Source organism: Thermaerobacter composti, assembly GCF_033582035.1.
Taxonomy (GTDB): Bacteria; Bacillota; Sulfobacillia; order Thermaerobacterales; family Thermaerobacteraceae; genus Thermaerobacter; species Thermaerobacter composti.
In genome coordinates this window covers 53,998-66,752 of sequence record NZ_CP132508.1, presented here as the reverse complement: position 1 = coordinate 66,752, position 12,755 = coordinate 53,998, and the positions used below count along the sequence as shown (strand labels likewise).

Sequence of the window (12,755 nt, the reverse complement as noted above, 5' to 3'; positions counted from 1 at the left end):
ATGGTGCTCAGATGGTGCTCCTGTGGGGTAGCCCTTCTCAGCGGCGGAAAGAGGAAGCCGTCACCCGTAGGTTCTTACTGGCGTTCCGAACCCGACGCTGAACGCCGCCGATAGAGAGCCAGACATTCTCATACGCATACCCGGCCTGGATGGTGCCGCCGGGACCAACGGCCAGTACAGTGGACGGGAGAGCCGGCGACCCCGCTTCAAGGACTGTCACAGACCGTACAGCCTCTACGCTCCCACCCACCACTGCGCCCTGAACTACCACCCGGTCCCGAGCCACGATCCGAGCGTGGTAGGTCCCTTCGGCCCCCACAATCACAAGTCCCCCCGAATACACGGTCGCATTGTGCGCGTACCCAATCACTGCTTTGCCCGCCGCGGCTTGATCGAACCAACCTAGGAATTCCTCCGCCTCTTCAAGGGCTTTATATAGCCCTTTGATGTCGAAGCGGTCCCCAATCAAACCCGTGGCTAACGCCTCTATCGGGCGGCGTAGTTTCTCAATCTCAGGGTCTAACTCGCCTTCGTATTCAACGAGTCGTCCATGTACAGCCCTCGCTTTATCAGGAACGTCGCCAAATTTCATCTCGATGAGAAGACGAACCAACCGACCGGGTCCGAAACGGGCGATATCTTCACGCTGGAACGAAGCCGCCCTCTCAACTACCCGCATGGCCTCAAGGATTTTCGCAACCCCCTTTCGAAGCGGCGAAAGGACGGCCCTAAGGTCGTTGTACAGCCAGACCCGCGCTCCAGCCACTACCCGGGATTGGACGACACCACCGTCAACACGAATATCACCATCAGCCTGAAGGTACGCACGGTCGGCATAGCCGTGAACGTGGACCCGGCCAGTTGCGACCACCTTCATGCCTTCTCGTACGTTTCCGGTGACAACAACGTCACCCTTAAAACGGATGTGACCCGTTTCGACATTCACATCGCCCTCCTGAACAAGGAGGGGTACCACATCGACACGCCACGTATTCCGTCCGACACGCTGAAAGACTGGACGGCCCGAGCGTATAGCCCGGAGTTCTTCCTGACCGTCTGGAGTTGGGTTGCGAATTACTCCGTCCCCACAGATCACCCGTACAGGTCGCCCAGCGCGCGGCGCTAGCTCCCGGCCTCGGACGTCGCGGCCTGGTCGCCCGTTTGTGGGCGGCTCGATATACCCGACGGTCGTACCTTCCCGCACAGATACCACTTGGTAACGATCCCGTGGATCCTGGCGTTCTACTCCCGTGTCCCTGGTTCGGCGCGACTCCACTGGCACGACCGGGCGAAAGCGCCCATCCCTTCCGTGTTCCGGCGGCGTTCCCCGGGCCACGATCCGCGGTACCCGGGTACCTTCCCGAACGATTTGCTCCAGAGCATTCCGGTCGACACCGTAAACCACCCCTTCCGACCGGAGGGCCGCGAACAACTCATCAACGGTTAATCCGGGAGGCGGGCGCAGTACGGTCTCAGGTTCAAGATCGATAACGGGCCCAGGAGGTGTTTCCCGGAGAGTTGTGAATCGCTGGAGGGATACCACCAGCTCCGCGCACATGCCGTCATCGCTGACACGAATCTCAATTCGCTTGACCTCGTCTTCAGGGCGATCACGCGTTGTAAATGTGACCTCAACACGATCGGATTCAGTCACGGCGGTTGGACCTGTCGCCAACTTCCCATTTACCCGCAACACCACACCCGTACGTGGTCGCAGAATTGCTGGTTGTGAGGGTGAGCCTGGAAATATATCAATAACACCGTTCCTCACCCGGGCCAGTGTCGGGCGTTCAGTGGTAAGATCGGAAGATCTGCTATCTGTAGTGCTGGGGTACTGGTGGCTAGCATTGCCTTGCCTGCCCTGGTGGTCCGCAGATGATGGTGTGCCGAGAACCGATTTCTCTGGCAAAGACTCCCCAGGAAACCGAACACGAACGACCATTGGCCGCAGCAAGAACCGTCCTAGGATGCAACGGCCAGGATGAATTACCTCCGCCTTGGCCCTTGCGGAGGGTCGGCCAATCAGGCGAGCTGCCCTGTCGATGGCGTCGTCGACGCTCTTAGCGGTGAGCACGACGACCGTCTCCGAAGGCGTTCCCACCTCGAAGCACCCCCGCTTAGGGCATGTCGGACGGCTCTTCGATGATGACAAACAAATCCCGTCCGAACACATCGACGACGCCAACGATCTCAAGGACTTCAAAGACCTGGGGAAGAACGTGGACAGCTCGAATTTCGATTCCCTGGTCTTGGTAGTGACGTAACGTGTGAACTAGAACGCCAAGACCCGTCGAATCAATAAACTGGCACCGAGTTAGATCGAGAATGATCGGTCCCTCGCCGTATCTTGTTAACGCCCCCGCCACCCTTTCGGCGCGTTCAAAGTCCAGGTCACAGGTCACCATGAGCCGCAGTCCGTCCTGCGACGTCATGTGAACGACTTCCTCGGACATCCCTATCCACCTCCTGAGCACCCATCGAAAACGAGTTCCACGCGGGTACCCCAAGACCCCGAGAAGACGCGACACTGCGACGAAAGAGAGACCATGAGCCAGTAGCCATGCCCGCGGCCTATCGTTTTTTGATCCCGTGGCTCAAGGAGGGTACGGGCAAGTTTCTCAAAAGCAATCCCCGGCCCATTGTCAGTGACTACTACGCGTAAGCGTCTCGAAGTCGTGAAGAGACACAGTCGACCGCGCCCCGCGTAGCGTACGGCATTGTTCATGGCCTCCGACGCGGCCAGAATCACCCGTTGGATCAGAGCCGGGTCGCAACCATCCTGTTCCAATATATTCCGCATCCGTCGTCGGGCAGTGCTGACCCCGGACGGTTTGCGAAAAGTTGCAGTGAAGCGAGGATTCGCGGGATCTACCCCCCCCCTATTCCAACTTTTCCCGTATCCCCATGAACTGTTTCCACCTTTAGGCGGCCCGCTGCCAGCGCTCTTAAAAGAGCTCGTTGTGCCTCGGTTAAAGGATGGCCGCGCACCCCATATAACACGCCTAAACGGTTACGGCTACCTAACACAATAACCTGCATCTCTTCTGGAGTCGGTAGCCGGCCCCGCCCTTCCTCCAACGCGATCTGCCTTCCGACGGCCGCTGGCGACGAAACGCCGCTGGGCGCTTCGTTTCCTCTGTGCTGTGGCTCAGCAAACGAGATCCAAACCACCCGATTCCCGTCCTGCCAGCAGTACGCCGCTACCACGTCACGCTGCATGACTTCAGCTGCTGTTTTCCTAATGGACACCAAACACCACCACCGTCACATCGTCGGGTTGATCCCCGTTTCCCGGGAGGCCTTCGATTTGTTTCAGAAGGGCCTCTTCATCCCCCTCGGCAGGTGCCAGGCCGCGACGTCCTAAGGCGTCCGCGACATCCCGGCTCGCGCTGATACCCCGCTGGCCCAGAAGAAGCTCCCCAAAACCATCCGAGTAGAACAAAACAACGTCCCCCGGCTGTACGGACATCGTCACCTCGGCCACCACTCCGCGTCCAGGGAGCAAGCCGAGGGCCGTCCCTCCGCCGCGGGCGATGGGGCGCCACGTCCCGCCTCGCCATAGCACAGGACCGTCGTGTCCTGCGGCGAGCACGTGGAGATGGCGGTCCCGGGGGCAGTAAAGGGCGAGGAGAAGGGTAGCGAGAGCGCGACCCCGGCGCAAATCGGGCGCGAGTCGTTCATCTAGGTGTCGCACCAAATCCGGTCCAAAAGGCTCCCGCGTCCAGGCTTCACGAAGTCGGGCGAGCAAGATGGAGCCGAGCATGGCCGCCCCGACCCCTTTCCCCATCACATCTCCAATGGCGATGCGCCACGATCCGTCGGGATCACGGGCAAAGTCGTAAATATCACCCCCCACGTACTTGGCCGGCACGCTCATGCCGGTGAGGACCACGCCGTCTTCCCGGATCACACCCCCGGGCATGAAGGCCTGCTGGAGCCGGCGGGCGATGTGCAGGTCGCGGGTCAGGGTTTCCAGCCGGCGGCTGAGATCGTCCCGCAGGGCGGCGTTCTCGAGAGCCAGGCCGAACTGCTTGCTGATGAAGCTCACCAGCTCCAGGTCCTCTTCGCTAAAGGGCGCACCCGCCAGGCGGACCGCCGCCAGGACCGCCCCGCACTCGGTGCCGCCGAAGTATACGGGGAGCGCGATCAGGGAGGCCACCCCGAGCTGTAGCAGGTCGTCCCGGGCCCGGGGATCGTCCGGGGTCAGGCGTTGCGGCCGCCCCCTCGCCACCGTCGTCTGAAATACGCGCGAGCGGCGCAGCACCTCACCGTCCAGGCCCTCGGCCCACGTTCCCCGCGCGGGATCGGTGTAGAGCAGCGCCACGCCGTCGCTATGGCTCAATTGCTGGGTCAAGGCCAGCAGTCGGGTCACGACCTCCCCCGTCTCCAGGGGGCCGCCCAGGGCCAGGGCGGCGTCATGGAAAGCCGAGAGCTTGGCCAGGGCCTGCTGGTTGTCGGCCTGCAGGCGAGCGGCGTTTTCGTCGGCGTGGATGCGGCTGGTCAAGGTGGCGATGGCTTGCGCCAGCGTCGGCAGGGGAGGCCATACGAGCACGTAGCCTTCGATGTCGCGTTCGATGGCGCGGTCGGGGTTGGGGGCATGGGAACGGTTGCGGAAGCTCGCCACGGCCGCCCGGGCAAACTTGGCGTCCCATTCCGTGTCGGCCGCCACCACAGCGCCGGCCACGTACCCCTGCTCCGCCAGGCGGTCCAGCACTTGGTTTCCGCCGGCGCGGAGTAAGATTCGGCCCTCCCGGCTGGCCAGGACCACGGCCAGCTGCGGCTCCGCGCCCAGGTCGAGATCCGCGCAGGCCCGGGCGAAAGCGCCGATGAGTTCCTGGTGGCTCCGCAGGGCGTCCAGCAGGTGGCGCTCCCCGTCGGGATCGGGACCCTGGCCCCCCAACCGCCGGAGGGCGCGGCAGGCATCTTGGACGTCCTCGGGGCTCATGTCCCGGACCGCCGCGTCCAGGGCCCGAGCTGCCCAGGCAAAGGCCTTTCGGCGGTCCCCCGTCTGGAACCACCACTCGGCCCGCAGGCGCAGGAACTGGCTCACCCAGTCCGGCTCCAACGATTCCCTTTCCAGCCGGCGGAGAATCCGTTCCGCCAAGCGCAGGCGGCCCGTCGCGAGGCACACGGCCACGGTTTGCACGGCCACGTACTGCCGTCTCCACGCGGTGGCCCGCCGGGCATGCCAGGCGGCCCGGGCCGCCCACCGGACCGCCTTCTCGGGAGCGCCTAAGTGCAGGTATGAATCCACCACATTGCCGGCGGCCTCGGCACACAGGTTGGGATCGGAGGCGGCTCGCACCGCCAGCCGATAGGCCCGGATACAGCAGGCAGCGGCTCTGCGCAAGTCGGAACGCTCGCCGTAAAAGACGCCTAATTCGTTCCACAAAGCGGCGCGCTGCGCCGCCGTGAGATCGGGGAGCACCAACGCCCGCTGGAGCGACTCCAAGGCCGCGTCATAGTCCCCGGCCAGGCGGCGGGCGATGGACAAGTTCAGCAGAACGCCGGAGACGACGTCGTCTCCGAAACTCCACTCTACGGCCAGATCATAGGCAGCCGTGAAATACTCGATGGCAGCCGCAGCATCACGCGCCTCCAGGAGGGCGATACCCCGGTCAATGAACCGCCGGAACGCGGCAAACTGGGCACTGCGTTCCGCCTGTTGCAGGGCAGCTGAGGTTCCGGTGCTGTTCCGTGGGTCTCCCATGGCGCCTTGGGCGCTAAGACATGACAAAGGTGGGGCCTCCTGCGGCCCCACCTTGCGACATCACTTCTTGGGTCCGGCGTGGTCCGCCGCATCCGGCCAGCGCGCCTCCTGGCGCTCGTGGATGGGCTGGACCACATCGGCCGCCGGGGTGCCCTCGTCGACCTGGATCTGGTAGAAGTTCACCGGGCTGCCGAAGGTCGGCCGCCAGGGCGACGACGCCATCTTCGCCTCACTCGCGCCGCTGAAGCCCACTACCAGGTACACGGCCACGCCGGCCACGGCCAGCCACTTGGCAAGGCGCTTCATCGTCTTCCCCCTTTCGGGCAAGACCTGCCTGCCCACCCGGTCAACGACCAGGGACGGCAAAACTCTGCTCTCCTGCCGTACAGGCGCCTACAGGCCCGCCGAAGACCCGCGACAAGGTGTCGTGGCCTCCGCGGCAGTTTTGGCTTGTGGCGCCGTTCGTAGAGGTCCTCTTCTGCTAGCGAGTGTAGCTGCCTCGGTCTTCAACTACAGCCAAGCAGACCTGGGACCTTCGTCCTATTTTTCTGGCGACTTGCGCGTCGGTGTGCACCAACACCAACTTCGAAGTGACCCAGCTGGCACCAGTTGGGAACTTTCGGAATGTTCGAAGTACAAGCCCCCGGCGGGCGGAAGGACAACTGTGGCTGCCTCGGCAAGTCGGTAAGGGTGTGTGCGGACCCGGAGGCGGCCCGTTGGCGGGCGCGGCCAGCAGGGCAGCCGCGAGCGGTCGTGGGCTTTGAGCTCCGAATTCTGTCTGGTCGGCCCCCTCTTACGAACCTTCCACATGGGCCTGGACCCTACCAAGGGAACCCGAAGGAGAGCTGCTTCGCTTTTCCCTGGGCTGCCGCGCGCCCCGCGATCCGAATCCCGTCATGGAACGTGCGTCCCGTGCTGCGATGCATCCCTCTGGACCTTGGACCTGCACTACTGCTCCTCGACCGGGCGCTCATAGGTGATGCCGATAAACCGTTGTCGGGCGGGGGATGCGCCCCTGCCCAAAGGCCATTGACCTCGAAGGCGACGACCGCTTCGCGGTCCAGTTCGGCCACCAAGGCCGTCCACGCCTCGGGCGTGTTGGGCGACCGAGCGTGTGAAGGGGCCTCGGGCCATGGAGCAGGCGGCCGCCATGCCGACAGTGCTCTCGTCAGCGAGGCCCTCCCCCGGGTCGCGTAGCAGGCGGGGCTACCCCGCACCAGGTTCCACCACCTTCGCCACTCGCACGCCACCCATCTCCTTCAAGCCGGCGTCCACCCCAAGGTCGTCGCCGAAAGGCTGGGCCATGCCACCGTCCAGGTCACCCTGGACATCTACTCCCACGTGCTGCCCACCCTCCAGCAGGACGCGGCCCAGCGGCTCGACGCCACGCTGGCCGCAGCCGCCAAGGCGTTGCAGCCCGGCGGATTAGAAAGAGATTAGAAAACGGCCCGGGTTGGCGCCCATCCCAACCCGGGCCGATGCCGAGAAACCCTTGATCTTCCTTGGTGCCGGGGGTGGGCCTCGAACCCACACGGGCTTGCGCCCAGCGGATTTTAAGTCCGCCTCGTCTGCCGATTCCGACACCCCGGCATTCGGCCGCCCCGACGACCCCGCGGCCCCGATGCGGTCCCGGGGTCAAGCCGGCGTCGCACCTGCACCGGCGGGACGGCGCCGGCGGGCGTCCGACGCCGCCCTCGGCTGCGGGCCGTCGCCAGGCTTCGGACGTGCCCCCTGCCGCGGACGCGCACACCACGGCCTGGCCCGCCCCGCCATGGCCGACGCGCTCAAACCGACACCGTCGACGCCATTGTAGCACGGCGGGGCGGGGCCGCAGAGCATCGGGTGGGCGGCGGGGCTCACGCCGTCGCGTCGGCGAGCCGGCGACGCCGCCCCGTCCTTAGGCGCTGGGTTCGCGAGGGTTCCCCCCTCGGAGCCCTCAACGCACCGCAGACGTCGGCGCCTCCCTTGTTTCCTCCTCGGCCGAACCCTCCGGCGCCACCAGCTGGACCACCGTCTCCCCCGGCTTGACCAGGCCGAGCCGCCGTCGCGCCGTCTCGTCCACGTAGGCCGGGTCGTCCACGCGGCGCACCGCCTCCTGGAGCTGCCGGTGGCGGGCGCGCAGGGCGGCCAGCTGCTGATCCAGCGCCCGCAGATCCTGCCGCGCCTGCCACAAGGCCCACTGCTGCAGGACGAATCCCGCCAACAGGTAGAGCGCGACCCCCGCGGCGACCAGCCGTCCCCAGCGCACCCGCAGGCGCCGCCGCACCGTCGCGGGCGACGGCGCCCCACCGGCATCAGGCCGCCCTGGGTCCCCTCCGGCCAAGGCGCGGAGGGGAGCCATGCGCAGCCCCGCGCGCAGCCCCGCGGTCGCCCCCCCGTCCCACAGGCGATCGCGCTTTCGCGCCGCGCCCTCCCTGCCGCCGCCGGATCGGCCGAGGTCCACCGCCTCGAGGACCGGTGCCGCTCGGCGACCGCCACGCCGTCCCGGTGCCACGCGGCGGGCCCGCATGCCGGCGACCGCGGCGGCCACGCCGCCGTTCCTCGAGGACGGGCCGCCCTCCTCGGAGAGCGGACCGCCCTCGGAGGGCGCGAAGGGCGGGCGCCAAGAACCGACCGCGGACAGCGGGCGCCGGGGGGTGGACGCCACCCCCTTGGTGAGCCGGTTCGTCACGCTGCGACCTCCCCCACCGACCACCGCAGAACGGGGATGCCTAGACCCCTGCCGCGGCGTCGGGATCCCCGCCGACGGGTCCGCCGGTGCTCCCCTCGCCCTCCTCGTCACCGTCGCCGCCGTCGCCAAACAGGCGCAGCGGATCCCCGTCGATGACGATGACCACCTCGTAGCCCTTGCTGCGCGCCCGGTTGTAGAGCGTGGCCACCGTCCCGGGAGCCAGGCCCAGGCGGCGGGCGATGGCCTCGGTGCTGTATCCCGTCTCCTTGAGCACGACCACCTGGCGCTCCCGGAAGCTCAGGCGCTCTGCGCCGCGGATCTCGATGCGCATGGACGACGGGAACCTCCGGCGGGGACCCGGCGGTTATCCACAGACTGCCCACAACCTGTGGACAAATCTTGTACAAAGCTTGTACACCCGACCGGTACCGGATGCGGTTCGCGGGAGGGGCGGGGGATTCCTGCCCGAGGCGAGCGATTCGCGGCCGCCCGCGGACGGCGGTCCTTCGACGCGAAGGGGGAAAGGGGCCCTCGCGCCGGCGCCGTCGGGGCGGCGGCGCGAGGACTCGCGCCCGGTCAGGACCGGGGCGGGGGCGGCTCCCCCTTGCCAGGCCCCAGCCAGGCCGCCATCGCGGCCCGCCACCGACGCCAGGCCGCGGCGATCCGCCGCCGGGACGGGACCCCGCGCCGCCATGGGTCCAGGACGAACCGGCGCAGCCGCGCCGCCACCGGCGCGATCAGCGCCCGGTGGACGGGCGCCAGCAGCGGGGCGAGGAGCCACCGGAGGGGGCGCGTCACCGGCATCAGCAACCAGCCCACCAGCGTCCGCAGGCCCGCCATGCCGCGACGCACGGCGCGCGCCAGGGCGCCGGCGGCCCGCCGCGTCCCCCGCCCCAGCCGGATCACCCCCCCGCCGACGGATCGGTACGTCGCGGTCAGGGCCGGCAGGAGGACGGGGGATCCGAGGCCCGCGTACAGGCCTAGGCCAAGCGCCAGCCCGAGCAGGGTGAAGGCGCGCACCTGGCCCCAGTTGCCCAGGCCCCAGGCCAGCACGACCAGGGGGAGAGCGATCGCCCAGAAGGCGGCGTCCAGCAGCGCATCGAGCCAGGGCCGCCGGGTCGGGCCCCCGTCCAGGACCCGTCGCAGGGCCCGAAAGACGTCGAACAGGAAGCCGAGGATGATCCCCAGGGCCACGTCGACGGCCATCATGTAGGTCTGCACGGTCAGGGAGAACATGCCGGGCCTGACCCCGCTTCCCCCTGGCGCCCGACGGGGGGACGCCTCACTGGAAGAGCCGCTCCAGCAGGTGGCGGCGGTCGCGCCGGCGCGGGGTGGAGTCGTCGTAGGCCAGCTGCGCCACCCGGCCCGTCATGCGCAGCCGGCCCTCCTCCAGGTTGAGCTCGTGGATGTGCAGGCCCTCGCCGCGGACGGTGAGCCGACCCATCACGGTATCGAGCACCACCGTGCGGTCGTCGAAGTTCTCCACCCGTTGCACGCCGTCCAGCTCCAGCCGTTCCCGGCCAACCAGCGTCAGGTTGTGGCGTCCCCGGTTGCCCGGCGCAGCCTGGCCCTCGGCCACGGCCCGGACCCCCTTCCTGCGGCCCCGGCGCCGGGCCCCCGCCGGCCGGGCCGAACCGGGGCCACCCCGTGGTTCGCCGGGACGGCCTCGAGGCGGCGGGGACCCCGCGGGATGGATCCACGGCGCTCTCGATCATGGATATGCCTGGACGGGGAGGCTATGTGCCGGGCCCCTGGCCGCGCCGATCAGGGGCCCGGCCCGTGGACGGGGAGGCCCGGTTCGGGGCCCGGGGACGCCACGGCTACGGACCGCGCCCCGGGAGACGGCGGTCGCGTGCCCGACCCGAGGGTGCGGCGATGCGCGATGGCCCTCGGCCCTCCGGTGCGTCGCTCTTGGCGTGCGATACGGCGACGCGCGGCCGCCTTCGGCCTCTCCAGCTGGGCGACGCGGGGTGGTCCTTGGCCTCGCCGGTGCGGCGAAGCGGGGTCGTCCATTGGCCTCTCCGACTGGGCGACGCGGGCGACCACGGGCGGCAGACAGGACGAGCGCCGGCACCGGTCCCGCAGGGACCGGTGCCGGCGCTCGCGTGCCCCATGCCGCTGGCGCGGGTCGGCCGCCCCCTCGGTCCGGTCACGGCCTCGGGCAGCGGCCTCCGGCGCCCAGGGAGCCGACGCCCTACTTCACCATCTCCCGCAGCTGCTTGCCGGGCTTGAAGGCCGGGACCTTGGCCGCGGGGATGGTCAGCGTCTGCCCCGTCCGTGGGTTGCGCCCGGTCCGCGCCTGGCGCGTGCGTACCTCGAAGGTGCCGAAGCCCACCAGCGAGACCTTCTCACCCTTGGCCAGCGCCTCGCTGACGGACTCCACGAAGGCGTTCACCGCCCGCTCGCTGTCCTTCTTGTTCAAGCCGGTCTTCTCCGCGATGGCGTTCACCAGCTCGGGCTTGTTCACCCACGCTTCCCTCCCCTCGCGTCGGGTCGAATTCCGCTTGTGTGTTCTGCGGACGAGGCCTGAATCCTCCCGCGCTCCTGGGCCTTGGCGGCCTCCCACAGCCGGTCGAGCTCGGCCGGCGACAGCTCCGCCAGCGTTCGCCCCTGGCGACGGGCGTGCTCCTCCATGCAGCGGACGCGGCGGCGGAACTTGCGCACCGCCCCCAGCAGGGCCGTCTCGGCGTACACCCCCCAGTGGCGGCCCGCGTTGACCAGGAGGAACAGGACGTCGCCCAGCTCCTCCTCGATCCGCCGGCTGTCGCCCGTCGCCACCGCCGCGTCCAGCTCCGCCAGCTCCTCGTCCAGCTTGGCGCGCACCCCGCGGGCGTCGGGCCAGTCCAAGCCGCTCCGGGCCGCCCGCTCCTGCACCCGGTAGGCCTCCACCAGGGCCGCGGGGGCCCCTCGGGCGACATCCGGCGAGGCGTCCTCGAGGTCGCGCCCCGGCGCGGCCGCCGCCTCGGCTGGGCCGGCCTCGGCCTGCGCCGCCTCGGCCTGCTTGATCGCCGTCCACAGCCGTTGGACCTCGGCCGGGCTCCGGGCCTCGGCGTCACCGAACACGTGGGGATGGCGGCGGATCAGCTTGTCCGCCAACGCATGGCAGACGTCGGCGATGGTGAAGGCCCCCGCTTCCGCGGCGATCTGGGCATGCAGGAGGACTTGGAGCAGGAGGTCACCCAGCTCGTCGGCCAGGTGGCGGGCATCCCCGGCGTCGATGGCCTCGACCAGCTCGTACGCCTCTTCCAGCGCGAAGCGCCGCAGCGACCGGTGCGTCTGGGCGCGATCCCAGGGACAGCCGCCCGGGGCCCGCAACCGCCGGACCAGTTCCACCACCCGGGCGAATCCGTACGGGTCGTTGGCGTCCCCGGCGGCGGGCGTGCCACCGGTTCCCGCGGCGCCGGGCCCTTCGCGACCTTGGCCTTCCCTCACGGCAACCCCCCCGGGCGGGGGTTGGACGCGCGCACCCGTCAATCCTCCATCTGCTTGCGCAGTACGGCGGCGGCCGTCTCGGCCAGCTTCAGCTCCAGCTCGCCCATCTGCACGGCGGGATCCTTGGAGGCCAGGATGACGGCGCCGATCACGTCCCCCGTGGCCAGGATGGGCGCGATCACGTACGCGGAGAATCGCTCGTCGGTCTCGTCGTCGGCCAGGAGGGTGCCCCCTTCGGGGTGCTGGGCCGGGCGGTTGCGCAGCACGGGCTGCCGCTGGGCCATGGCCGCCTCCACGGCGCCGCCGATGCGCTTCTCCATGAACTCCTTGCGCGGTGCGCCGGCCACGGCGATGATGGCATCGCGGTCCGCCACCAGGGCGATGTGGTTGACGGCCTCGTGCAGCGAGTCCGCCAGTTCCTTGGCGAAGTCGCCCAGCTCCCCGATGGGCGAGTACTTCTTCAGGATGACCTCGCCGTCGCGGTCCACGAAGATCTCCAGGGGGTCGCCCTCGCGGATGCGCAGCGTGCGTCGGATCTCCTTGGGGATCACGACCCGGCCCAGGTCGTCGATGCGGCGCACGATGCCCGTCGCCTTCATCGTCACCCCTCCTCGCCTGGTTCGTCCGGTGGTCCGCGCGGTCGTCGTCCGGTGCCTCGTTCCGGCGTCGGGCCTGCGCAACCAGGCGCCGGGCCCGGGCCGGGCGCGGGGGGCCCGGTTCCGCGCCGGGGCGGTCAACGCTCTCCGGGATAGGTTCTTCGCACGCAGGCGTCCCTTCTCGAGGGACGATCATCGCGAAGACAGTGTGCCGCCAAGAAATTTCCGCTATTCTGCCACGCTGCCACCCGGTGGCCCCCCGCGGCCGCTCGCTGCCTCGCACCCCGCCGTGCTGGACCCACGGACTCAGGGAGGAGGGCTCCCGCGGACGGCTGCTCCGGCCGGG

Annotated in this window: 12 protein-coding genes and 1 tRNA gene; all 13 read right to left on the bottom strand. The window is 68.7% G+C overall.

All coding sequences use genetic code 11. The annotated features are described in order from the left end of the window. Window positions 1-37 precede the first annotated feature (37 nt). On the bottom strand, window positions 38-1,942 hold the full coding sequence (locus Q5761_RS00325; RefSeq protein WP_413084586.1) for a DUF342 domain-containing protein: 1,905 nt from the start codon (window positions 1,940-1,942) through the stop codon (window positions 38-40). A 175-nt stretch (window positions 1,943-2,117) separates the two neighbouring features. Next, a complete protein-coding gene (locus Q5761_RS00320; protein WP_318750763.1) occupies window positions 2,118-2,453 on the bottom strand; it encodes an STAS domain-containing protein in 336 nt (111 codons plus the stop codon). A gap of 2 nt (window positions 2,454-2,455) precedes the next feature. After that, window positions 2,456-2,995 carry an ATP-binding protein gene (locus tag Q5761_RS12345; protein ID WP_413084585.1) on the bottom strand — a complete coding sequence of 180 codons (540 nt, stop codon included), beginning with the start codon at window positions 2,993-2,995 and terminating at the stop codon, window positions 2,456-2,458. 243 nt (window positions 2,996-3,238) lie between these two features. Next, window positions 3,239-5,737 (bottom strand): SpoIIE family protein phosphatase, encoded by a 2,499-nt coding sequence (locus Q5761_RS00315; RefSeq protein ID WP_318750762.1) that lies wholly within the window; start codon window positions 5,735-5,737, stop codon window positions 3,239-3,241. A gap of 33 nt (window positions 5,738-5,770) precedes the next feature. Beyond that, a complete protein-coding gene (locus tag Q5761_RS00310) occupies window positions 5,771-6,016 on the bottom strand; it encodes a hypothetical protein (protein WP_318750761.1) in 246 nt (81 codons plus the stop codon). A gap of 1,197 nt (window positions 6,017-7,213) precedes the next feature. Continuing rightward, a tRNA-Leu gene (locus Q5761_RS00305) sits at window positions 7,214-7,300 on the bottom strand. A 346-nt stretch (window positions 7,301-7,646) separates the two neighbouring features. Continuing rightward, complete coding sequence (locus Q5761_RS00300) at window positions 7,647-8,381, bottom strand: septum formation initiator family protein (RefSeq protein ID WP_318750760.1); 735 nt, start codon at window positions 8,379-8,381, stop codon at window positions 7,647-7,649. A 40-nt stretch (window positions 8,382-8,421) separates the two neighbouring features. Continuing rightward, window positions 8,422-8,712 (bottom strand): sigma factor-like helix-turn-helix DNA-binding protein, encoded by a 291-nt coding sequence (locus tag Q5761_RS00295; RefSeq protein ID WP_135224661.1) that lies wholly within the window; start codon window positions 8,710-8,712, stop codon window positions 8,422-8,424. Between the two features lie 245 nt (window positions 8,713-8,957). After that, window positions 8,958-9,617 carry a spore cortex biosynthesis protein YabQ gene (yabQ, locus tag Q5761_RS00290; protein ID WP_318750759.1) on the bottom strand — a complete coding sequence of 220 codons (660 nt, stop codon included), beginning with the start codon at window positions 9,615-9,617 and terminating at the stop codon, window positions 8,958-8,960. A gap of 46 nt (window positions 9,618-9,663) precedes the next feature. Further along, window positions 9,664-9,960, bottom strand: a complete 297-nt coding sequence (gene yabP / locus Q5761_RS00285) for a sporulation protein YabP (RefSeq protein ID WP_135224659.1) — start codon at window positions 9,958-9,960, stop codon at window positions 9,664-9,666. Window positions 9,961-10,575: 615 nt separating this feature from the next. Continuing rightward, window positions 10,576-10,848 (bottom strand): HU family DNA-binding protein, encoded by a 273-nt coding sequence (locus tag Q5761_RS00280; protein WP_135224658.1) that lies wholly within the window; start codon window positions 10,846-10,848, stop codon window positions 10,576-10,578. Beyond that, the gene (gene mazG, locus Q5761_RS00275; RefSeq protein WP_318750758.1) at window positions 10,845-11,813 is read right to left on the bottom strand and encodes a nucleoside triphosphate pyrophosphohydrolase; all 969 of its coding nucleotides are present in this window, start codon (window positions 11,811-11,813) and stop codon (window positions 10,845-10,847) included. The genes Q5761_RS00280 and mazG overlap by 4 nt, the downstream gene beginning before the upstream one ends. A 38-nt stretch (window positions 11,814-11,851) precedes the next feature. Next, window positions 11,852-12,412: a stage V sporulation protein T gene (spoVT, locus tag Q5761_RS00270; RefSeq protein ID WP_135224656.1), complete on the bottom strand. Its 561-nt coding sequence runs from the start codon at window positions 12,410-12,412 to the stop codon at window positions 11,852-11,854. Between the last annotated feature and the right edge of the window lie 343 nt (window positions 12,413-12,755).

Bases quoted from the DNA above. Each gene is read 5' to 3' on its own strand.
- Q5761_RS00325 (WP_413084586.1), bottom strand. From the start codon at position 1,942: ATGGTCGTTCGTGTTCGGTTTCCTGGGGAGTCTTTGCCAGAGAAATCG.
- spoVT (WP_135224656.1), bottom strand. From the start codon at position 12,412: ATGAAGGCGACGGGCATCGTGCGCCGCATCGACGACCTGGGCCGGGTC.
- Q5761_RS00295 (WP_135224661.1), bottom strand. From the start codon at position 8,712: ATGCGCATCGAGATCCGCGGCGCAGAGCGCCTGAGCTTCCGGGAGCGC.
- Q5761_RS00310 (WP_318750761.1), bottom strand. From the start codon at position 6,016: ATGAAGCGCCTTGCCAAGTGGCTGGCCGTGGCCGGCGTGGCCGTGTAC.
- Q5761_RS00320 (WP_318750763.1), bottom strand. From the start codon at position 2,453: ATGTCCGAGGAAGTCGTTCACATGACGTCGCAGGACGGACTGCGGCTC.
- yabQ (WP_318750759.1), bottom strand. From the start codon at position 9,617: ATGTTCTCCCTGACCGTGCAGACCTACATGATGGCCGTCGACGTGGCC.